General features: G+C 69.1%; 19 protein-coding genes and 1 tRNA gene. 9 read left to right on the plus strand and 11 right to left on the minus strand.

Features of this window, described 5'->3' with window-relative positions; all coding sequences use genetic code 11:
• Positions 1-10 precede the first annotated feature (10 nt).
• From JUB11_RS23985 to JUB11_RS23995, 3 genes are all read left to right on the plus strand, one after another.
• Positions 11-87: transfer RNA gene (locus JUB11_RS23985), tRNA-Met, on the plus strand.
• A gap of 215 nt (positions 88-302) precedes the next feature.
• Positions 303-1,514: a putative DNA modification/repair radical SAM protein gene (locus JUB11_RS23990; RefSeq protein ID WP_207461313.1), complete on the plus strand. Its 1,212-nt coding sequence runs from the start codon at positions 303-305 to the stop codon at positions 1,512-1,514.
• Positions 1,514-2,941: a UdgX family uracil-DNA binding protein gene (locus tag JUB11_RS23995; RefSeq protein WP_207461314.1), complete on the plus strand. Its 1,428-nt coding sequence runs from the start codon at positions 1,514-1,516 to the stop codon at positions 2,939-2,941. The genes JUB11_RS23990 and JUB11_RS23995 overlap by 1 nt, the downstream gene beginning before the upstream one ends.
• 180 nt (positions 2,942-3,121) lie before the next feature.
• On the opposite strand, the gene JUB11_RS24000 is transcribed toward JUB11_RS23995, so the two are convergent.
• From JUB11_RS24000 to JUB11_RS24010, 3 genes are all read right to left on the minus strand, one after another.
• On the minus strand, positions 3,122-5,395 hold the full coding sequence (locus JUB11_RS24000; protein WP_207461315.1) for an EAL domain-containing protein: 2,274 nt from the start codon (positions 5,393-5,395) through the stop codon (positions 3,122-3,124).
• Positions 5,396-5,586: 191 nt separating this feature from the next.
• A complete protein-coding gene (locus JUB11_RS32940) occupies positions 5,587-5,826 on the minus strand; it encodes an Atu4866 domain-containing protein (RefSeq protein ID WP_247887286.1) in 240 nt (79 codons plus the stop codon).
• A gap of 151 nt (positions 5,827-5,977) precedes the next feature.
• Positions 5,978-6,814 (minus strand): oxidoreductase, encoded by an 837-nt coding sequence (locus tag JUB11_RS24010; RefSeq protein ID WP_207461317.1) that lies wholly within the window; start codon positions 6,812-6,814, stop codon positions 5,978-5,980.
• Positions 6,815-7,060: 246 nt separating this feature from the next.
• Between JUB11_RS24010 and JUB11_RS24015 the strand changes: the two genes are divergently transcribed.
• Positions 7,061-7,990 (plus strand): AraC family transcriptional regulator, encoded by a 930-nt coding sequence (locus tag JUB11_RS24015; RefSeq protein WP_207461318.1) that lies wholly within the window; start codon positions 7,061-7,063, stop codon positions 7,988-7,990.
• 115 nt (positions 7,991-8,105) lie between these two features.
• Positions 8,106-8,315, plus strand: coding sequence for a hypothetical protein (locus JUB11_RS24020; RefSeq protein WP_207461319.1), 210 nt, complete (start codon positions 8,106-8,108; stop codon positions 8,313-8,315).
• Between the two features lie 28 nt (positions 8,316-8,343).
• On the opposite strand, the gene JUB11_RS24025 is transcribed toward JUB11_RS24020, so the two are convergent.
• From JUB11_RS24025 to JUB11_RS24060, 8 genes are all read right to left on the minus strand, one after another.
• Positions 8,344-8,979 carry an SH3 domain-containing protein gene (locus JUB11_RS24025; protein WP_247887287.1) on the minus strand — a complete coding sequence of 212 codons (636 nt, stop codon included), beginning with the start codon at positions 8,977-8,979 and terminating at the stop codon, positions 8,344-8,346.
• Between the two features lie 152 nt (positions 8,980-9,131).
• Complete coding sequence (locus JUB11_RS24030) at positions 9,132-9,824, minus strand: response regulator transcription factor (protein WP_207461320.1); 693 nt, start codon at positions 9,822-9,824, stop codon at positions 9,132-9,134.
• On the minus strand, positions 9,821-11,446 hold the full coding sequence (locus JUB11_RS24035; RefSeq protein ID WP_207461321.1) for an MASE4 domain-containing protein: 1,626 nt from the start codon (positions 11,444-11,446) through the stop codon (positions 9,821-9,823). Before JUB11_RS24035 ends, JUB11_RS24030 begins: the two co-directional genes overlap by 4 nt.
• 218 nt (positions 11,447-11,664) lie before the next feature.
• Positions 11,665-13,320, minus strand: a complete 1,656-nt coding sequence (locus JUB11_RS24040; RefSeq protein WP_207461322.1) for an MFS transporter — start codon at positions 13,318-13,320, stop codon at positions 11,665-11,667.
• On the minus strand, positions 13,317-13,742 hold the full coding sequence (locus tag JUB11_RS24045; protein ID WP_247887288.1) for a DoxX family protein: 426 nt from the start codon (positions 13,740-13,742) through the stop codon (positions 13,317-13,319). The genes JUB11_RS24040 and JUB11_RS24045 overlap by 4 nt, the downstream gene beginning before the upstream one ends.
• 14 nt (positions 13,743-13,756) lie before the next feature.
• Entirely contained in the window at positions 13,757-15,625 is a 1,869-nt protein-coding gene (locus tag JUB11_RS24050; RefSeq protein ID WP_207461324.1) for an amidohydrolase, read from the minus strand.
• Positions 15,626-15,683: 58 nt separating this feature from the next.
• A complete protein-coding gene (locus tag JUB11_RS24055; protein WP_207461325.1) occupies positions 15,684-15,986 on the minus strand; it encodes a XapX domain-containing protein in 303 nt (100 codons plus the stop codon).
• Between the two features lie 77 nt (positions 15,987-16,063).
• The gene (locus tag JUB11_RS24060; protein WP_207461326.1) at positions 16,064-16,717 is read right to left on the minus strand and encodes a hydrolase; all 654 of its coding nucleotides are present in this window, start codon (positions 16,715-16,717) and stop codon (positions 16,064-16,066) included.
• A gap of 791 nt (positions 16,718-17,508) precedes the next feature.
• Between JUB11_RS24060 and JUB11_RS24065 the strand changes: the two genes are divergently transcribed.
• The 4 genes from JUB11_RS24065 to JUB11_RS24080 all read left to right on the plus strand — a co-directional run bounded on the left by JUB11_RS24065 (position 17,509) and on the right by JUB11_RS24080 (position 21,608).
• Complete coding sequence (locus JUB11_RS24065; RefSeq protein ID WP_207461327.1) at positions 17,509-17,736, plus strand: hypothetical protein; 228 nt, start codon at positions 17,509-17,511, stop codon at positions 17,734-17,736.
• Positions 17,737-17,956: 220 nt separating this feature from the next.
• The gene (locus JUB11_RS24070) at positions 17,957-18,742 is read left to right on the plus strand and encodes a DeoR/GlpR family DNA-binding transcription regulator (RefSeq protein ID WP_207461328.1); all 786 of its coding nucleotides are present in this window, start codon (positions 17,957-17,959) and stop codon (positions 18,740-18,742) included.
• Positions 18,743-18,921: 179 nt separating this feature from the next.
• The gene (gene glpD / locus JUB11_RS24075; RefSeq protein WP_348771497.1) at positions 18,922-20,442 is read left to right on the plus strand and encodes a glycerol-3-phosphate dehydrogenase; all 1,521 of its coding nucleotides are present in this window, start codon (positions 18,922-18,924) and stop codon (positions 20,440-20,442) included.
• A 65-nt stretch (positions 20,443-20,507) separates the two neighbouring features.
• On the plus strand, positions 20,508-21,608 hold the full coding sequence (locus tag JUB11_RS24080) for an ATP-binding cassette domain-containing protein (RefSeq protein WP_207461330.1): 1,101 nt from the start codon (positions 20,508-20,510) through the stop codon (positions 21,606-21,608).
• Positions 21,609-21,611 lie beyond the last annotated feature (3 nt).

A 21,611-nucleotide genomic window follows, 5' to 3' on the forward strand; every position in this document is an offset into this window, starting at 1 on the left:
ACGGCACAATCGCGGGGTGGAGCAGCCCGGTAGCTCGTCAGGCTCATAACCTGAAGGTCGCAGGTTCAAATCCTGCCCCCGCAACCAAATACGCAAAAGGCCCGGTTCCTGACGGAACCGGGCCTTTTGCATTTCCGGTCCCTGATCTGCAACTTGCCGACCCGCACCAGCAAAGCCCCCCGAGGCTCGCGACCACCGTCTCTGTGACAATGCCCCCCACCATCCTTCCGCGAAAAAGCCGTCCTTGCCTTCCGGCCGAACCGGAACATATTAGGAACATCATAGGAAAGGGATCAGATCCGGTGGACGACGTGCTGCTCGAAAAGCTTGGAATTCTGGCCGATGCAGCGAAATACGACGCATCCTGTGCGTCGTCGGGCGCCAAGGGTCGCAAGGGTGGGGCAGGGGGACTGGGCTCCACCACCGGGGCCGGCATTTGCCACGCCTATACGCCGGACGGGCGCTGTGTTTCCTTGCTCAAGATTCTGCTCACCAACTACTGTCTCTTCGACTGCGCCTACTGCATCAACCGACGTTCATCCAATGTACGCCGGGCTCGGTTCAGCGTGGACGAGGTGGTGGCCCTCACGATCGGCTTCTACAAGCGCAATTGCATCGAGGGACTGTTCCTGTCCTCGGGCATCATCCGTTCGCCGGATTACACCATGGAGCAGATGATGCTCGTGGCGAAGACCTTGCGGCAGGAACACGGCTTTGCCGGATACATCCATCTGAAGACGATCCCGGAGGCCAGCCCCTGGTTGATCGAACAGGTGGGACTGTGGGCGGACCGGCTGTCGATCAACCTGGAACTGCCATCCGACCAAAGCCTGGGGCAGCTTGCCCCGGAAAAGGATGGCGCCTCCATCAGGGCGATGATGGGCCAAGTCAACGAACGGATCACGGAAGCGAAGGAGGAGCGCCGCCGCTTCTCTCCGGCTGGACAGAGCACCCAGATGATCGTTGGGGCGGATGCGGCAACGGACCAGTCCGTGCTCCAGACCAGCAACACGCTCTACCAGCGCTATGGGCTGCGCCGGGTTTACTACTCCGCCTTCAGCCCGATCCCGGAAGCGAGCACTGTCCTGCCGGCCAAGTCGCCGCCGCTCCAGCGCGAGAACCGCCTGTACCAGGCCGACTGGCTGCTGCGCTACTACGGCTTCACGGTCGATGAGATCGCTGAAGGCGGCGAGAACGGGATGCTCGACCTCGGCGTCGATCCGAAGCTGGCCTGGGCACTGAAGAACCGCCACCGCTTTCCCGCCGACGTGAACCGCGCCGACCGGGAGCTGCTGTTGCGTGTGCCGGGCCTGGGAGCCCGTGCCGTGGACAAGATCATCGAGGCGCGGCGGCACACCGGTCTGCGCCTGGAGGATTTGCAACGGCTGTCCACCGGGGTGAAGCGGGCGCGGCCCTTCATCATCACCGTGGACCATCATCCCAACGGCCTGATCGACCGGCTGGACCTGCGTCAGCGTCTGGTGGCGCCTCCACAGCAGCTGAGCCTGTTCTGATGGCGCTGCACCACATCGATCTCGCCGAAGGGGCGGATCTCGCCGGTTTCCGAAAGGCCGTGCGTGGGCTGGTCAGCGCCGGGATAGCGCCGGACGAGGTGCTATGGACCGCAGACGACGCCCCCCTGCTGTCCGGCGCATCCGCCACCCTCGACGTCGATGCGGCTTTGCCGATCACCCTGCCACGCGCCGTCGGGACACTGGTGGAGGCCGTCGTCTGCCATCGGGAGCCGGAACGCTATGCCCTGCTTTACCGGCTGATCTGGCGGGTGCTGCATGGCGAGCGCGAGGTGCTGGGCTTCCACAGTGACCCGTTGATCCACCGTCTGGCGCTTCTAGAAAAAGCGGTGCGCCGCGACCTGCACAAGATGCATGCTTTTTTGCGTTTCCATGAGTTTCCTGCCGCGGACGGTGGCGACCGTTTCGTGGCCTTTTTCGAACCCGATCATTTCATCATCCAAGCCGTGGCACCCTTTTTCGTCGAACGGTTCCAGAGCATGGATTGGTCGATCCTGACCCCCGTCGGCTCCCTGCACTGGGATCGGAACACTCTCACCGTCGGGCCTCCGGCTGCCATGCCCGATGGAATGGGCGCCGACGCGTTCCTGGCCGGCTGGAAGCGCTACTATGAGAGCACCTTCAACCCGGCACGCCTCAATCCGGTCGCGATGCGGGCCGAAATGCCCAAGAGATACTGGGCGCACATGCCCGAAGCGGAATCCATACCGAAAATGATCCGCGAGGCTCCGGCGCGCGTGCGTTCGATGATCGAGCGGGAGGCCGCCGCCCCGATCCGCCGCAACCCGGACAGGGCCGTCGCCGCCATGGCGTCCAGCCGTCCGGCCAGTTTGGAGGACCTCAACTCCATCATCCGCCGTTCGCCGTCATTGGTGCCCGGGGCGACGCAGGCCGTCCTGGGAGAAGGACCGCAAGACGCGGCGATCGCCTTCGTCGGGGAGCAACCGGGTGACCAGGAGGATCTGCAAGGCCGTCCTTTCGTCGGACCGGCCGGGCAACTGCTGGACCGCGCAATGGCGGAAGCGGGTGTTGAGCGCGGCGCCGCCTACATGACCAACGCGGTCAAGCACTTCAAATTCGTGCTGCGAGGAAAGCGCCGCATCCACCAATCGCCGACCACCGGAGAGGTGAAGCATTACCGGTGGTGGCTCATGGAGGAACTGCGTTTCGTTCGCCCGCGCCTGATCGTAGCGCTCGGGGCAACGGCGGCGCTCGCCCTGGCCGGACGCAAGGTCTCGGTGCTCCATGAGCGGGGACCAGCGCGTTTCGGCGATTGGAACGGGTTCGTGACCGTCCACCCCTCCTATCTGCTGCGCCTGCCTGACGAGGAGCAACGGAGCAGCGCCTACGGCGCTTTCGTTGATGAGTTGCGGCGTGCGCGGGACCTTGCCGGCGCCCCGGTGACGTAAAGCAGCCGATCGAACACTTCATCCCGCCCGACCGGCAGCCGCGCCCCGGAATGCTGCCGGAGCGCGAGGTCGAGCCGTTCGGGTCCAATCAGGTTCTGGCGGTGGCGGACCGCGATCACCGCACGGCCTTGCTGGAAATGCTCTGACAGGCTGCGGAAAAACGCCTCCTTCCGCAGCGCGCTAAACGCCCCTTGCCTGCTCGGCGCCGATCAGCCGGGTGGCGTCTTCCGGCAGCAACGGCTGACCGTAGAGCCAGCCCTGCCCGTAACGGCAGCCATATTCCCGGAGCGTTTCGGCATCCTCGGCGGTCTCCACGCCTTCGGCGACCGTGTCGATCCCCAGGCAGCGCGACAGGTCCAGCACCGAACGGACGATCTGCCGGGTGTTCCCGGCACTGCGCATGCCCGTGACGAAGGAGCGGTCGATCTTCAGCACGTCGATGGGAAGTCGGTGCAGGTAGCTCAACGACGAATAGCCCGTCCCGAAATCATCAATGGCGACCGAGGCGCCCAAGCACCGGACGTCCTTCAGGATCGCGACCGCCTCCTCCTCGTTGCCGGCGACCACGCTCTCGGTGATTTCGAGCTTGAGTGCCCCCTTGGGCAATCCGGCGCGGGTGATGGCCTCGGTCAGGGCGAGCGGCAGGTCGGGGTCGGCGAACTGGCGCGGCGACACGTTGACGCTCACGAAGAGCGGAAGGCCGAAACGGGTCCAGAGCGCCGCCTGACGCGTCGCTTCCTCCAGCACCCAGCGGCCGAGGGCAAAGATGAGACCGGTTTCCTCGGCGATCGGGATGAACTCCGCCGGTGACAGGATGCCCCGCGACGCATGGTCCCAGCGCACCAGCGCTTCGAATCCGGCGAGGCCGCCGTCGGCGAGCCGCACGATCGGCTGATAGGCGACCCAGAGCCCGCCCGGCCGCCGGACGTTCCGTTCCGTCTCCACGTTGAAGGCCACCTCCATGGCCGTGCGGAGATCGGATTCCAGCGTGAGACGGTTGACGCGGGAGGCGCGCAGGGCGGCGTCGAACACCACGACGGCATCGGCCGCCGCCTGAAGGCTCGCCATGACCGCGTCGTCGAGGATCTGCTCGTGCCAGGGTGCCACCTCCATGCCGAGCCCGACGCGCAGCTTGATGGAGCGGTTCGCCAGATGGAAGGGACGCGCCAGGCAGCCGCGCAGGGCATCCGCCATCATGCCGGGATCGGTCATGCCGCAGGGCAACGCCACCGCCAGGCAGTTGGGCGCGATCCGCGCCAGCACGGCACCGTCCAGCAGCGCCCCGGCGCAACGCCGCGCGGCCTCGACCGCCAGCGACTCCGCGAAATCCTGTCCCAGCCCCGCGACGATGGCGTCGAAGTCGATGAAACGCACCGCAAGGACGCACAGGGCGGCTTCCCCGCCCATCGGCGCCCCACCCGTCGATGCCCCACCCATCGATGCCCCACCCATCGATGCCATCGCGCGCGTCAGGCCGGCCCGGTTCGGCAGGCCGGTGGCGGCATCGGCGTAGGCCAGACGCTCGAGCGCCGCCGCCGCCGCCTTGCGCTCCGTGATGTCGCGGATGAAGGCCGTGAACAGACGGCGCCCGGCGACCTGGACTTCGCTGAAGGTCATTTCCGCCGGAAACTCCGCGCCGGACTGGCGCCGGCCCGGCATCTCCACCCGCTGGCCGAACGGCCCGCTCCCGTCAACGGACAGGCGGCGCCCGACGGTGCCGGCGTAATCCGCGCGCAGCCGCTCCGGAACGATGACGTCCCACAGCGGAAGACCGACCGCCTCCCCGCGCGACAGGCCGAACATCGCCTCCGCCGCCGGATTGAACTCGACGATGCGCCCCGCTTCGTCGGCGGTGACGATGGCGTCGAGCGAGGTGGCGACGATCGCGGCCCGGACCGCCTCGCTGCGGGAGTAGCCGCTGGAGGAGCGGGCCACCGCCAGCGCGACCGACGCCGCGACGAGCCGGAGTGCCGCGACCTCCTCCTCCGTCCATTCCCGCTCCGAAAAGCAGCTGTCGAGCCCGATATGCCCCCACCAGGCACCGGCAACCATGATGGGGACGGAGAGGAAGGACAGGATCCTCTGATGCTCGAAATCCGCGCGCAGGTAGCCGGTGAGGTCGCGCGTGTGGCCCCGGATGACCTCGCCCCGCCGCCGCCGCTCCGTCCAGGACATGAAGAGCGGGTCGGCGTCCCTCAGGTTCTCGTCGGTGTTCCGCCGGTCGCCCGTCAGCGGGGCGAGGCCGTCCCGCGCCCAGTCGGCGAGGCAGGTCTGCGCCAGCCCGAAACCGCCGTGTTCGTGAAGCCGGAACAGATAGGCCCGGTCGGCCCCGGTGAGCTGGCCGAGTTCCGCCAGGATGGCCCTGGCCTCCGTGCTCCAATCCGCCGAGCCGGAGATCCGTTCGATCAGGGACGCGACCCCGGCGATCATCGGCGGCACGGCGCCGCCCCCCATCCCGGACTCCTCGGCTCATCCACCGGCCAGCCGGGAATGCTGGAGTTGGACGGACATTGGCTGAGCATGCTTGGCCTTCCGACCTTGGGCGAAATTCCACCCAAGCATATATACGATTTATCGCATATGCCACGCATCTGCGGCGGCGACGTTGTAATAAAGGGGCAACGCCGCCCCTGCCGCTTTCGCCATCAGCGCTCCCGGTAGAGGATCATGCCCGCGTGGTGGAGCACGCCGTCGATGAAGTCGCCGTCGGCGGTGAAGCCGGTGTCGTCCACATAGTCGATGTGATTCCCCCGGATCGTGTAGCGCCCCTGGTAGGCGCTCTTCCGGTCGCCCCGGGCCTCGTCATAACGGCCGTTCGGCAGGAGTTCGTGGCGGATGTAGCCGTCCGCCGTGACCCACATCCCGACATAGTCATGCTGCGTCATGCTTTCCGTTCCCTCTTCTGCTTTGGTCGAGGTTGCCTCCGCTCCCCTGCCGGGCTGTGCTGCGGCCGTGAGGGCGGCCGCCAGGAGGAGGCAGATGGCTCCGGCGCGGAGCCCCGTTATCCGATGAGTGTCCGTCATGGAGTGCTCCCCGTCAGCGCGCGCCGTCGGTGGAGACGGAGAGCGCGCGCCACCGCTCGATCTCGCTCCGCACGGCGTCCAGCTTCCCGGTGATCGCCTCGACCGCGTCGGTGCCGGCGGCGTAGCGCAGGGGCGGCTCCTCGGAAGCGGCCAGCGTCACGAGAGCCGCACCCAGCTTCGCCGGATCGCCGGCCTGCTTGTGGTTGTGCGCCTCGTAGGTGGCCTGCCACTCGGCGGCCGACGCGGCGTAGTCCGCGATGCTGCCCGTCCCGTAGCGGACGGAGCTGCCGTCGAGGAAGTCCGTGCGGAAGAAGCCCGGCTCCACGATGGTGACGCGGATGCCGAACTGCCCGACCTCCAGCGCCAGGGATTCCGAGAAGCCTTCCACGGCGAATTTCGTGGCGCAGTAGATCGAGGCTCCCTGGAAGCCGAGCATTCCGCCCATGGAGGACAGGTTGAAGATGCGCCCGGCGCGCTGCCGCCGCATGACGGGCAGGACGGCGCGGGTGACGTTGAGGGTGCCGAAGAAGTTCGTGTCGAACTGCCGGTCGGCGTCCTCGGCGGCGATCTCCTCGAAGGCGCCGAGTTGACCGTAGCCCGCGTTGTTGACCAGCACGTCGATGCGTCCGAACCGCGCGGCCGCGGCCTCGGCGGCCTCCACCGCCCGCGCCCCGTCGGTGACGTCCAGCTCCAGCGCCAGCACCTTGCCGGCGTGTGCCTGGAAGACCTCTTCGATGCGCGCGGCGTTGCGGCCCGTCGCAACCACGCGGTCGCCCGCCTCCAGAGCCGCCCGGGCGATCGCCGCGCCGATTCCACGCGCCGCACCGGTGATGAACCAGGTCTTGCTCATGTCTCAACTCCCACTTGGATGTGCGTCTGGCCGGGGCCGATCCCCGGACCGCGGCGGGGCGCCGCGATGGGTGGAAGATGACGTCCGGCGCCCCTGGGCCGGTAGACCAGAGCTGCGAGGATCTTGCCTGATCCTCCAGACCTGCGCCGTGGCGATACCGGCAGGGGCATGGACGGGTTATCTTGCGGATGGAGAACGGAGCGAGGCCGTATCGGCACCGAGCGGACGGGAGAGGAGGAACTGGAGATGCAAGGACGGAAGGAACTCGCGGCCCTGATTGAACGATACGCTACGACGGACGGGGTGCATCCGACCGCCATCCCGCGCGTCCATCTGATCCGCGTGTCGCGGCCGACCGAACCTATTCATGTGCTGCACGAGCCGGCCCTGTGCATCGTCGCGCAGGGGCGCAAGCAGGTCATGCTGGGGGAGAGCGTCTACGCCTACGGGCCGGAGCAGTATCTGGTGGTCTCGGTCGATCTGCCCATCGCGGGACAGGTGACCGAGGCCACGCCGGACCAGCCCTATCTCTGCCTGCGCCTCGATCTCGACCCGGCGATGCTCAGCGCCCTCATGCTGGATGCCGGCGGCACCCCGGACCGCACCGCGGCGGAGAGCCGGGAAAAGGACAGGCGCGCGACGGGCGCCGGGCTGTCGCTCAGCATGGTCACGCCGGAGCTGCTGGACTCCGCGGTCCGGCTCCTGCGGCTGCTGGCCGCGCCGCGCGACATCCCGATCCTCGCCCCGCTGGCGGAGCGGGAAATCCTCTACCGGCTGCTCACCGGCGAACAATCCGCCCAATTCCGGCAGATCGCGCTCGCCGACGGCAAGCTTCAGCGGGTCAACCGCGCCATCCGCTGGATCAAGCAGAACTTCGCGGAGCCCTTCAGCATCGACCGTGTCGCCGCCGAGGCGCGGATGAGCCCGTCCGCTCTCCACCAGCATTTCAAGGCGGTGACCGCGATGAGCCCGTTGCAGTACCAGAAGCAGCTCCGGCTCCAGGAGGCGCGCCGGCTGATCGTCAGCCGCGCCATGGACGCGGCCACGGCGGGTTTCAACGTCGGCTACGAGAGCCCGTCGCAGTTCAGCCGGGAATACCGCCGGATGTTCGGCGCGCCGCCCCTGCGGGACGTCGCCCGGCTGCGGGCCGCCCCCGACCTCTTCCAGCCGGTCTGACCACGCACGCCCATCCAATAGGGGCACCCGCCCCGAAAGCCCGCATGCCGATGGCCTGTCCATCTGCTAGCGTGAGCCCCGCCGAAAGGCGATGGTTAACAAATCGGAGGAACCGATGGCAAGACGAGGCAAGATCATTCAGGCGGGGGAACGTTTCACCCGCGCGGACGCCTCGACCAAGGTCTATGAGGTGATCGAACTCGTCGAGAAGCCGGGCCATGCGCCGCACGCGCGCCTTCTCCTGGAGGAGGGCACCCCGACCGACGTGCTGCTCGTCAGCGTGAGCGCCCTCCAGGACCGGAACTTATGGCGGCGCGTGGATTGATGCCGCGCGGCCCTCGACGCCCAACTCCTCAGCGCGTGGCGAGGGAGCGGTCGAGCGCCAGTTCCGGGCCGTCCGCCCCGTCGGCGATGCCGATGAGGCTGGTGCCCCGCCGGTCCACCAGATCGACGTCTACGGGGCGGCCGTTGTTGTGGTTCTTCCACATCTGATAGATGGCCAGCGCGGTCATCATCTTGGTGTCGCTGCTGGCCTTGTCCATCCAGTCGGCCGTCGGCCGGACGCGCAGCCGGTCGCCCTCCGCGCTCACCACGCGGTCGATGATGGAATAGCCGACCTCCCGCCCGATCTCGTCGAGGAGCCCATCGAACTGCGGCGAGATGCGCGCGAAGGCGCCAACGCCGCCGCCGAGGTTCGACGCCTCGACGCGGCGGACCAGGTCGGAGAAGACCCAGCCCTCCTCGCCGGTCCGCTCGACGCGGACGCCGATCCACTGGCCGTCCCGCTTCAGCTCGATCAGGTCGGTGCCCCGCTCGACCGTGGAGCGGATGCTGGCGCTGTCCGACGGCCCGGAGCGCAGGTTCACCCGCTCGCCGGAGACGCTGTAGACGTCCCCGGTCTCGGCCCCGGCCGGTGGCGCCAGCGCCAGCATGGCGCAGCCGCACAGAACGGCCCCGAGGCCGCGAATGCCCGTGATTGCTTTCGACATGTCTCTCTCCCGGATCTTGGCCCGAAGGCCTGCCTCTCACCGCCAAGGCGCCGTTCCGCCATCGGGATACAACAGCGCGAGAGCAAAGGCGTCGCAGTGCCCCGCAGGCGAGCCTTGGCGGACATCCGGAGGAGGGGGCTTGGCGAAAGGGCTTACCGCAGGGCGGCGTGGCGGTCCCGCTCCGCCGCCCCGCCGTCGGCGGCCAGCCGGTCGGCGATGCGCACCAGCTCCGGCAGGGACTTGGCCTGGAGCTTGTTCATGACCTGCGCGCGGTGAACCTTCACGGTGATCTCGCTGAGCTGGAGCGTGGCGGCGATCTGCTTGTTGAGTTGCCCGCTGGCAACCAGCGCCATGACCTCCCGCTCCCGCCCCGTCAGCAGCCGGTAGCGTGCCCGCAGGTCGGACATCGCCGCGGCGGCCTCGCGCCGGCTCCGGTCGGTGTCGATCCCCCTCTGGACCGCATCGAGGAAGTCCTGGTCGCGAAAGGGCTTTGTCAGGAACTCGATGGCGCCGGCCTTCATCGCGCTGACGGACATGGGAATGTCGCCATGGCCGGTGATGAAGATCAGGGGAATGCCGACGCCCAATTCCGCCAACTCCCTCTGGAATTCCAGCCCGCTGCGCCCCGGCAGCCGGACGTCGAGCACGAGGCAGCCAGGCGCGTCGGGACGTTTGGCCTCCAGGAAGGAGTGCGTGGACTCGAAGGACAGCGCCGCCAGCCCGACCGACCGCAGCAGGTTCTCGAGCGACTCCCGGATGTAGGGGTCGTCGTCGATGATGAGGACGATTGGATGTAGGGCGGGGGCGTCGGCGGGGGAAAGGTCGGGCTTCCGGTCCGGTCTCATCGCGCTCGCTCCGTCGTTGGCGGCCCGTCATCCGGGTCCGCCGGCAACGTAAACTGGAACATGCTACCGTGCGGGGCGGCTTCGGTGAACCACAAACGGCCGCCATGCGCCTCGACGATCGAGCGGCACAGCATCAGCCCCATGCCGATCCCGTGGGGCTTCGTCGTGAAGAACGGCTCGAAAACCCGGTCCCGATGCCCCGGATCCAGCCCCGGGCCGCTGTCCTCGACGGACACCAGAACGCTGCCGAAGGCGTGGCGTTCCGTTCGCACGCGCAAGCTGCAGGCTCCGCCGGCTGGACCGCCCGCCGCCTCCATGGCGTCGAGCGCGTTGGCGACGAGGTTCAGCACCACCTGTTCGAGCTGCACCGGGTTCCCGGTGACCGACGGCAGCCATTTGTCGAGTTCGGTCCGCACGGAGACGCGCCCCAGCCGGGCCTCGCCCTCGACCCGCCGGAGGACCCTGCGGATGAGGGCGTTCAGGTCCAGCGGAGCCCGTTCGCGGGCTTCCTTCCGGAAGACGAGGCCGGTGTTCTCGACGATCTTTCCCGCGCGGTGCCCGTCGCGGACGACGCGCCGCAGGGCCGCCTGCGCCTCGCCGATGTCCGGAACATCCCGTTCCAGCCATTTCAGCCCCGTGTTGGCGTTGGTCACCATGCTCGACAAGGGCTGGTTGACCTCATGCGCGATGGAGGCCGAGAGCGCTTCCATCGTCATCAGCCGCGCCTCCCGCACGCGGCGCTCCGCCGCGGCCGACCGGACGAGCCGGGCGTACAGCGCGGCCGTCTCCGCCAGCAGCACGACCAGCACGATGCTGGCCGAAGCGAGCCCATAGAGCCGCCCCGCCCACCAGCCGAGGCTGTAGCGCCCCGAACTGACGAAGCCGAGCAGGACCGTCTCGATGATCCAGGCCCCGACCACCACCATGAGCCAGAGCCCCAGCACCGAACGCCGCCGCAGCCACAGCAGCGCCAGCGCCACCAGGCAGACCAGCAGCGTCGCGTAGAGGACGAGGTTCCAGACCCCCGTCGTCCGCGCCCGGTCGATCATGAAATCCGGCATGGCCGCGTCGTTCGACAGGATGAGCCAGGTCAGGCCGCAGACCAGTGCAACGGTCCCCAGGATGCACCCGAACACGGTGCGCCGCGCGGCGGCCCCGGAGGGCCAGCCGCCGCTCCCGTCATCCAGCAGGGCGTATGCCAGCACGAACAGTGGGAAACCGAGGCGCCGCAGGCCGGCGATGGAGGCGGTGCTCTGAAGTTCGGCGCCCAGCAGCCCGTTCGGCGCGAAGACGCCGGGGAAGGTGAGCAGCCAGGGAATCATCATCAGCGCCGCGAACAGGTAGCCGACCGCCAGCGCGAGCAGGGCGCGCGAGGGCCTGATCGCGAACTGGGCGAACAGCAGGGCCGCGGTGATCGCCTCGGTCGTCACGACCGCGGTCGCGTAGGCCGGCAGAAGGATTTCGGTGCCCGCGAGCGCCACGCGCGCGAAGGGGGCGGTCAGGGCCAGCGCGGCGAGCAGGACCAGCAGGACGCCGGCGGCGAGCCTCTTCTGCCCCGGACCCGGCGGCAGGCCGGAGAGCAGGAAATGCTGCTCGGCCGGCGGATCGATGGTCCTCGGCATGGCTCCCTCCCGGCACGGCCCCCCGGTTCGTCCCCCTGGATCTTCCGCCGGCCGCTCGGATGGGGACCGGGGGGAGGGCGAAACTGCCCTCTCCCGGCACCCCGCGTCCATTATGCCAAGGTATAGGAAAAGGACGGTCAGGCCCAACACGGGCGTGGCTCCGGCCGCCGGACGGTGGGCACGGAGCCATCAAGGGAGCCACTCGGGGGGTTGCCGGTTCAGGGCGCGGACCGGGTGTCCAGCGCCAGGAAATGCTGCACCAGCGGCGGCTCGGCGCCCTGGTGCAGGCGGCGGGCTTCGGTCTGCACGTCCGCATCCGCCTTCGAGGCGCGGCGGTGCTGGCGCAGATGCTCGGCCCAGGATTCGACGAAGAACCATTCGACGAGGCGCTCGGGGTCGGCGGCGTCCTCCGAGACGCCCCAGCCATAGGCGCCGTCCCGCCGGCGGGCGCCGGACAGGGCCGACAGGGCCGCCAGGAAGGCCGCGCGGTCCTCCGGCCGGATGCGGTAGGTCACCGTGATCATCACCGGGCCGCGGTCGTTCGCCACCGGCTCGGAGATCAGTGGCTCCGGCCAGTGCATGGAGGGGGTGAGGTCGCTTTCCCCGCTCGGCAGCCTGGCCCGGAAGGCGAGCAGCGAGGTGACGGCGAGCCCCGCCCCGGACAGGAGCAGGGCCACGTCCACCCCCGCCGCCTGGGCAAGCAGGCCCCAGCCCACGCTGCCCGCCGCCATGGCGCCGTTGAAGGCGGTCAGGTAGATGGCGAGGCCGCGTCCGCGCACCCAGTTCGGCAGGATGCCCTGCACCGTCGCGTTCAGCGTGGTCAGGATGGCGATCCAGGCCATGCCGAGCACGAGCGCCGCGACCAGGCCCACCGCCGGGATGCCGATGACCGCCAGCAGCGCCGTCGCCGCCGCCGTGACCAGCGAGGCCGCCAGCACGAGCCGGTCCTGCCCCAGCCGGGCGCGCAGGCGCGGCAGCAGCAGCGCGCCGGCGATGGCACCCGCCCCGACGCTGCCGAGCATCAGCCCGTAGAAGCCCGGCCCGCCGCCGAGTTCCTGCCGCGCGACGATGGGCAGCAGCGCCCAGACGGCGCTGGCGAAGGCGAAGAAGAGCACCGCGCGCCACAGCACCCGGTGCATCTCGCCGCTCGCCCGGGCGTAGCGCAGCCCGGCCCGCAGGGCGCCGCCGAACTCCTCGCGCAGCCCATCCCCGGCACCCGCGTCGCGCTTCCACCAGAACAGCACGGCGATGACGATGAGGTAGCTCAGCACATCGAGGCCGTAGGTCGCCGTGACGCCGAAGGTGGCCAGCACGAGGCCTCCCAGCGCCGGGCCGATGGCGCGGGAGATGTTGAAGCCCAGCGAATTGAGCGCCACCGCCCCCTTCAGCTCCGCGCGGGGCACCAGCTCCGGCGTGATCGCCTGCCAGGTCGGCATGGCGAGTGCGGCCCCCGTGCCGCCGAGCAGCGTCAGGGCGACGAGGCTTCCGACCGAGACGCTGCCGGACCAGGCGAGCAGGGCGAGCGTCGCGCTGACCAGGGCCAGGGCGACCTGGATGCCGATCAGGAAGCGGCGCCGGTCGAGTATGTCGGACAGGACGCCCGCGGGAATGGCGAGCAGGAAGATCGGCAGCGTGCCCGCCGCCTGGATCAGCGCCACCGCCGCCGGGGACGCCGAGATCTCCGTCACCAGCCAGGAGCTGGCGACGTCGCGCATGAAGGTGCCCATGTTGCCGAGCACCGTCGCCATCCAGATCGCGGCGAACAGGGGGTGGCGCAGGGGAGCGAAGGTGCCGGGCGGAGCGGCCGGAGCCGCTCCCGCCTCGGGCACCGGGTGGGGCGCCGGGCCGGGCGCCGGACCGGATGTTGCCGTCATGACCGCCCCGCCCGGCGGTTGACCAGCAGGGCGGCGACGGCGAGCCCGCCGACGATGGCGGCATGCTCGAAGAAGGTCGCCGTCTGCCGGCCCCGGTCAGCCCCCTCGAAGGCCCAGAAGGGGTGGGCGAGCAGCGTGGCGATGGCCGTGAAGACCGCCAGCATGCCCGCCCCGAGCCAGCACCAGCGCCGGGTCAGGAAGAGCAGCGATCCGCCGAGCTGCGTCGCAACGACGGCCCCGGCGAAGAGGGATGCCGGCTCCAGCCCGAGCCCGGCCATCTCCGCCGTGGCGCCGGAGAAGTCGAGGAGCTTGACGATCCCGCTCACCAGGAAGGGCGAGGCGAGGGCGAGGCGCGCCAGATGGTCGAGGCCGGGAAGGGCCAGCAGTTGGGAGACCGGGCGCGGAACGGCGATGTCGCTCATGGAACCCTCCATCATCAAAAGGCCCAGCAGGAGCAGCCGAGCGCGCCCCAGAAGGAGCGGCTGTCGGACACCGGCAGCTTGTCCGCCAGGGCCTTGGCGTGGCTGTGGCCGTGCACGCCGCAGCTGTTGGCGCAGCCGCAGGCCGAGGCGAAGGCGTCGCCCGCCTGCGGCTGGTTGCGCGGCTGGTAGCCGCCGTGGAAGCCCACGGGCGACCAGTCGGGCATCGGCGCCGGCAGGGGCGGGGCGAGGTCGCGGAACTCGCGGTCGCCATGGACGGGCTCGCCGCCGAGCAGCGTCAGCACCGAGGTGATGTCCTGGATCCCATCCTCCGGGACGGAGAAATAGTCGTCCGACAGCACCACGAGGTCGGCGAGTTGCCCCTCCTTCACCTGGCCCTTCTTGCCGGGCTCGGTCGAGAACCAGGTGTTGGCCTCGGTCCACAGCCGCAACGCCGCCTCGCGGTCGAGCCGGTTGGCCGGGGGATAGAGCGTCAGCCCGCCGAGCGTCCGGCCGATGACCAGCCAGGACAGGGAGACCCAGGGGTTGTAGGAGGCGACGCGGGTGGCATCGGTGCCGGCACCGACCGGCACGCCGGCCTCCATCATGCGCCGGATCGGCGGCGTGCTCTCGGCGGCGCGGTTGCCGTAACGCGCGACGAACTCCTCGCCCTGGTAGGCCATCCGGTGCTGGACCGCGATGCCGCCGCCGAGCGCCGCGATGCGGTCGATGTTGCGGGCGTCGATGGTCTCCGCATGGTCGATGAACCAGTGCAGCCCGTCGAGCGGCACGTCGCGGTTGACCTTCTCGAACACGTCGAGCGCGCGGGTGATGGTCTCGTTGTAGGTGGCGTGCAGGCGCCAGGGCCAGCGGTTCTCGGCGAGCAGGCGGACGACCGGCTCCAGGTCCGCCTCCATCGACGGGGCCATCTCCGGACGTTCGACGCGGAAGTCCTCGAAGTCGGCGGCGGTGTAGACGAGCATCTCGCCGGCGCCGTTGTGGCGGTAGCGGTCGTCGCCCTGGCCGGGCGTCACCTGCTTCACCCAGCCGGCGAAGTCCTTCAGCTCTTCCCTAGGCTTCTGCGTGAAGAGGTTGTAGGCGATGCGCACGGTGAGCTGGCCCTCACGGTGCAGCTCCTCGATGATGCGGTAGTCGTCGGGGTAGTTCTGGAAGCCGCCGCCGGCGTCGATCACGCTGGTGACGCCCAGCCGGTTGACCTCGCGCATGAAGTGGCGGGTGGAGTTCTTCTGGTACTCGGCCGGGAGCTTCGGCCCCTTGGCGAGCGTCGCGTAGAGGATCGTGGCGTTGGGCTTGGCGATCAGCAGGCCCGTCGGGTTGCCCTGCGCGTCGCGCTGGATCTCGCCGCCGGGGGGATCGGGCGTGTCCTTGCCGTAGCCGACGGCGCGCAGGGCGGCGGCGTTCAGCAGCGCGCGGTCGTAGAGGTGCAGGATGAAGACCGGCGTGTCGGGGGCCGCCGCATTGATCTCCTCGATCGTCGGCAGGCGCTTCTCGGCGAACTGGTGCTCGGTGAAGCCGCCGACGACGCGCACCCATTGCGGGGCGGGGGTGCGCTCGGCCTGGGATTTGAGCATGCGCATGGCGTCGGCCAGCGAGCGCACGCCGTCCCAGCGCAGCTCCATGTTGTAGTTCAGGCCGCCGCGGATGATGTGCATGTGGCTGTCGATCAGCCCCGGGATGGCCCGGCGGCCGCGCAGATCGATCTTGCGGGTCTCGGGCCCGGCCAGCGCCATGATCTCCCGCTCGGTTCCGGCCGCCGCGAAGCGCCCGTCGCGGACCGCGACCGCCGTTGCTTCGGGATTCTCGCGGTCGAGCGTGGTGATCCGGCCGTTGAACAGGATCAGGTCGGGAGGAAGGCTTTCCTTCATCGGGGATCTCCTTGGAAGGATTCGGATCGGCGGATGGGGAGGGGGAGGGCGGGAGCCGTCAGCCTTCCACGCGCGGTGCGGCTGGGGCGCCAGCCGAGGCGCCGGCGGCCATCCGGTCGGCCGGGCGCTGCCCCTTGGGGAGGTGGCCGAACATGTGGGGCTGGATCTGGTGCAGCCAGGAGAGCGCCGTGGGCTCCTGGCGCCAGACGCTCTTGACGAGCGGGGGGATCTGCTCGCCAAGGAGAATGCCGAGCAGCCCGATCAGGGCGACGACGGGCGGGGCCGGGGAGCGGACGTTGAGAAGGGCGTAGATCACGCCGACCAGCAGGCCGGCGCCGAGCGACAGGAGATAGACTTTCATAAGACGGTCTCCACCGCAAAGCCGGACGAAAAAAGGCGCCGGGCTTGCAGCCCGGCGCCGGCGGAGGTCAGCCCGGCTCAGCCCTCGTGGGCGTTGAACATGGACTTGGCGTAGATGATGCCCAGGCCGTAGGCGCCGCCGTACTTCTTGGCGATGCCGGTGGTCATGTCGTAGGTCTCGGTGCGGGCCCAATCGCGCTGCAGTTCCAGCATGTACTGGAGCGAGGTCATCGGGCGGACGCCGGCCTGCACCATGCGGTCCATGGCGCGCTCGTGCGCCTCGGCCGAGACGTCGCCGCAGGCGTCGGCGATGACGTAGACCTCATAGCCCTGGTCGAGCGCCGACAGGGTCGGGCCGACGATGCAGACCGAGGTCCACAGGCCGCAGAAGACCAGGCGGTCCTTGCCAATCATGTTGACCTGCTCGATGACGGCGGCGTCCTCCCAGGTGTTCATGGAGGTGCGGTCGAGCAGCATCTGGCCGGGGAAGGCGTCGGTGATCTCGCTGAACATCGGCCCGGAGAAGCTCTTCTCGGCGACCGTGGTGAGGATGGTGGACACGCCGAAGCCGGCGGCGGCGTGGGCGACCAGGGCCGCGTTGTTCCGCAGCGTCACGGCGTCGATCGAGTGGGTCGCGAAGGACATCTGCGACTGGAAGTCGATCATGACCAGCGTGTGGTCCTTCGGCGAGACCAGCATGGAACCGGGAGTCGGGGTCGCTTTGATGCTCATGGTGCTTTCATCCCTGCAGGTGAAGGTGTTGCGGATCACGAGCGGGATGGTAGGAACAAAGGGCCGGACCGGGCTTGTCGCTTACGGACATTCCTTGACGGATCCCGGCATGCCGTTCCGGGCCTGCCGTTTCGGGTCTGCCGTTTCGAGGGCGGCGGACCTGTGAAGGGGAGTCCAGGGGTACAGGATCCCAAGACTTTGTCCTGACTTCACCGGCTTTTCTTTGCCCTATTCAGGAGCTTACATTCCACGGATATAGGCTTATGGGCCAGCCTTCAGGAATTTTCGCCCTGCCGGATATCGGTCTTTCCTTCATGCCCATTCCTAAGCTTTCCGCCATTCCGGAGGAACGGGCACCCACTCCATGCGACTGCCCGGGAAATTTTGATTTTCCCTTGTCTACGTTCTCGCCTTTCCTTGGATCGGACCATGATGTTCGATGAAATTTCGTGTGGACGGGATAACCAGAAACGACATTACCCGGTCTGTACCGATGCACGCCCCAGCCTACCGGGGTGCGAGGCCTAGAGTGCCGGTGGTGCCGACATTTGCCGACACCTTTCCGACACTGGAGGGTGCAATGAGGTATCTGCTGATCTCCATCATTCCCTTGCTTTTCCTCGCCGGATGTTCGGGCGACGGCATCCGGACCAGTAGCCTGGACGCGGGGCCGTCCGGAGCGCCATCGGGATACCGGCGCTGACGGGAAACCCCGCACATCCGCGCCGCGACCGCGGCCCCGGCAGAGGACCACGGTAAGACCGGCGCACGACACGCATGGGAGGACAGAGATGAAATATTCGATGCTCACCGCCATCCCGCTGCTGCTGCTCGCGGCCTGCGAGGGCGACGGTTTCCAGAACGGCGCCCTCGAGACGCAGGCGACGGCCCAGGCCCCGTCGGGTAACGGGCAGGCCGGCAACGCCGCGTCGATGCCCTGCGGAGAGGCGGGCTGCGAGACGGCCAGCGTGACCCCGATGGACGAGGCGTCCGCGGGCCTGCGCGAGGAGCGGAACTGAAGCGGGGAGGGGGCCGAGCCGCCCCCCTCCTTTCCCATCCTTTCGATTGCTTCTCCCTTCGATTTTCCTGACCGGCGGTGCCCGTTTCGCAAGGCGGGCGCCGCCATCGTTTTTCCCGTTCGTTCCTTTCGAATGAACTTGCCCGCGAAAGCGCCCGCTGGTCAAATGCGCGTGGGTCCGAAGCCCGGCCCACCAGATACCAGGAGCGAAGCGCCGCGCGATGGATGCGATCACGCCCCGACAGAACGAAATCCTGGCGCTGGCGCGCTCCAGCGGGCGCGTCGGCGTCGATGACTTGGCGCTGCGCTTCAACGTCACGCCGCAGACGATCCGCAAGGACCTGAACGACCTGTGCGAGCGGCGGCTCCTGCAACGGGTGCATGGCGGGGCCATCGCCGGGTCGGGGATCGAAAATCTCGGCTACGAGGCGCGCCGACAGATCGCGCGGGAGGAAAAGCAGTCCATCGGCGGGCGCGCGGCGGCGCTGGTGCCCGACGGCTCCTCCCTCTTCATCAACATCGGCACGACGACGGAAGAGGTGGCGCGGGCGCTGCGCGGCCGGTCCGACCTCGTCGTCATCACCAACAACATCAACGTGGCCAACCTCCTGCGGTCCGAGCCGCACATCGAGGTGATCGTCGCCGGCGGGGTGGTGCGGCGGTCGGACGGCGGCATCGTCGGCGAGGCGACCATCGACTTCTTCAAGCAGTTCAAGGTGGACTACGCCATCATCGGCGCGTCGGCCATCGACGAGGACGGGGCGCTGCTCGACTACGACTACCGCGAGGTGCGCGTGTCGCAGGCCATCATCGAGAACGCCCGCCACGTCATCCTCGTGGCCGACCACGGCAAGCTGGAGCGCACGGCCCCCGTGCGCATCGCCCATGTCTCCCAGATCCACACCTTCGTCACCGACGCGCTGCCGTCCGGCCGGCTCGCCCGCGTCTGCCGCGAAGCGGGCGTGAAGGTGGAGGAGGTTCTGCCCGGCGCCATCGAGGAGGCTTAGAAACCCCACCCCCTTCCGTTTCATCCGCTTTCGTTTGCGCACGCGCTTTTTTCGCTCTTTTCGGATTTTCGTTTCAGGTGCAGTATTTTCGCGTTGCGCTTTGAAACGAGCGCGTCTATCGTTTGCGGAATGAACCAACAATGCCGGCAGCGCTCCGCGCCGGCGGAAGGGAGGGGAGGGTGGCGGTCTACGACCTTGCCATCGTCGGCGGCGGCATCAACGGCTGCGGCATCGCGCGCGACGCCGCGGGACGCGGCGCCTCGGTCTTCCTGTGCGAGCAGGGCGACCTCGCCTCGGCCACCTCGTCGGCCTCGACCAAGCTGATCCACGGCGGCCTGCGCTATCTCGAATACTACGAGTTCCGGCTGGTCCGCGAATCGCTGCGCGAGCGCGAGGTGCTGTGGCGCATGGCGCCGCACATCATCTGGCCGTTGCGTTTCGTGCTGCCGCACCTGCCCGGCCTGCGGCCGGCCTGGCTGCTGCGGACCGGCCTCTTCCTCTACGACCACCTCGGCGGACGGGAAAAGCTGCCCGGCGCCCGCACGCTCGACCTCGCCCGTGATCCCGCGGGCCAGCCGCTGAAGCCCGGCTTCGGCCGCGCCTTCGAATATTCGGACTGCTGGGTTGAGGACGCGCGGCTGGTAGTCCTCAACGCGCAGGACGCCGCCCGGCTCGGCGCCACGGTGCGGACGCGCACCCGCCTCATCGAGGCGGTGCGCCGCGACGGGCTGTGGCACGCGACCTTGGAGGACACGCGCACCGGCCGCCGCAGCACGATCCAGGCCCGCGCCCTGGTCAACGCCGCCGGCCCCTGGGTCGCCAAGCTGCTGGAGCAGGGCGTGCGCACCGACGTGGACCACCGCATCCGGCTGGTCCAGGGATCGCACATCGTCGTGCGCCGCCTGTTCGAGCACGACCGCTGCTACATCTTCCAGAACGCCGACGGCCGCATCGTCTTCGCGATTCCCTATGAGCGCGACTTCACCCTGATCGGCACGACCGACCGCGATTATCAAGGCGATCCCGCCGCCGTGCGCGCCTCGGACGAGGAGGTGGCCTATCTCTGCGCGGCCGCCGGCGAGTATTTCGCCAAGCCCGTCCGGGTGGAGGACGTGGTCTGGACCTATTCCGGCGTCCGCCCGCTCTACGACGACGGCGCCTCCCAGGCGCAGGCGGCGACCCGCGATTATGTGCTGGCGCTCGACGCCCCGGCAGGACAGCCGCCGCTGCTCAGCGTCTTCGGCGGCAAGATCACGACATACCGGCGCCTCGCCGACCACGCGCTGGCGAAGCTGGCGCCGCACCTGCCGGCGGTGGCCGGCGGCAACGGATGGTCCAGCGACGCGACGCTGCCCGGCGGCGACTTCCCCATGGACGGAGTCGACGCGCTGGTGGCCGAGCTGTCCGGCCGCTACCCTTTCCTGCCGCACCGCCCGCTGGTGCGTCTGGTACGCGCCTATGGCACGCGGGCGCGGGACATACTGGGCACGGCGAAGCGGCTGGAGGATCTCGGCCGCGACTTCGGCCAGACGCTGACGGAGGCGGAGGTCCGCTACCTGATGCGGGAGGAGTGGGCGCAGACCGCCGAGGACGTGCTGTGGCGCCGCTCCAAGCTGGGGCTGCGGCTGACGGAAGCGGAGGCACGGGCCCTGGACGACTACATGGCCGAGGCCAGGCGAAATCTCGAGGCCGCCGAGTAGGGCGGCCCGGCAAGAACAAGACGCCGAGGAACGGCGGGCAAGGCGGAAGAGGGGGGAGCGGGACGGTGACGCTGGTTCTGGACAAGGTGAGCCGACGGGTGGGCGGCCAGGCGCACATCGAGGATGTGTCGCTGACGCTCGAGCGCGGCTCGCTCAACGTGCTGCTCGGCCCGACCCTGTCGGGCAAGACCTCGCTGATGCGGCTGATGGCCGGGCTGGACCAGCCGACCTCCGGCCGCGTGCTGGTGGACGGCAAGGACGTGACGGGGCTGCACGTGCGCAACCGCTCGGTCGCGATGGTCTATCAGCAGTTCATCAACTACCCCTCCCTGACCGTCTACGAGAACATCGCGTCCCCCCTGCGTGTCGCCCGCCGGTCGCGCGCGGAGATCGACCGCGCCGTGCGCGAGGCGGCAGCACTTCTGAAGCTGGCCCCCTATCTCGACCGCACGCCCCAGCAGCTCTCCGGCGGGCAGCAGCAGCGCACCGCCATCGCCCGCGCCCTGGTCAAGAAGGCGCAGCTCGTCCTGCTGGACGAACCGCTCGCCAACCTCGACTACAAGCTGCGGGAGGAACTGCGGGAGGAGCTGCCGAGGATCTTCGCCGAATCCGGCGCCGTCTTCGTCTACGCCACGACCGAGCCGACGGAGGCCCTGCTGCTGCGCGGCAACACGGCCACGCTGTGGGAAGGGCGGCTGGCGCAGTTCGGCCGCACGCCCGACGTCTACCGCCGCCCGGCCAACCTGACCAGCGCGCGGGTCTTCTCCGACCCGCCATTGAACAGCATGCGCGTCCACAAGCGCGGCGGGCAGGTCGTGCTGGCGACCGGCGACCATTGGCCGGCGCGCGGCGTGCTGGCCGGGCTGCCGGACGATCACTACACCATCGGCTTCCGCGCCGACCACCTGCACCTGACGGGCCCCGCCGCGCCGGCGGACGCCGAGATTCTGTCCATCGGCGGCACCGTCGCGGTCAGCGAGATCACGGGGTCCGAAAGCTTCGTGCATGTGGACGTCGGCTCCGACCGCTGGGTCGCCGTCACGCGCGGCGTCACCACGGTGGAGCCCGGCGAGCGGATCGAAACCTTCATCGACCCCCGCCGCATCTTCGTCTTCGGCCAGGACGGCAGCCTCGCCGCCGCCCCGCCGCTGGCCGCGGCGGCGTAAGGA

The organism is Azospirillum sp. SYSU D00513 (genome assembly GCF_017356015.1).
GTDB lineage: Bacteria > Pseudomonadota > Alphaproteobacteria > Azospirillales > Azospirillaceae > Azospirillum.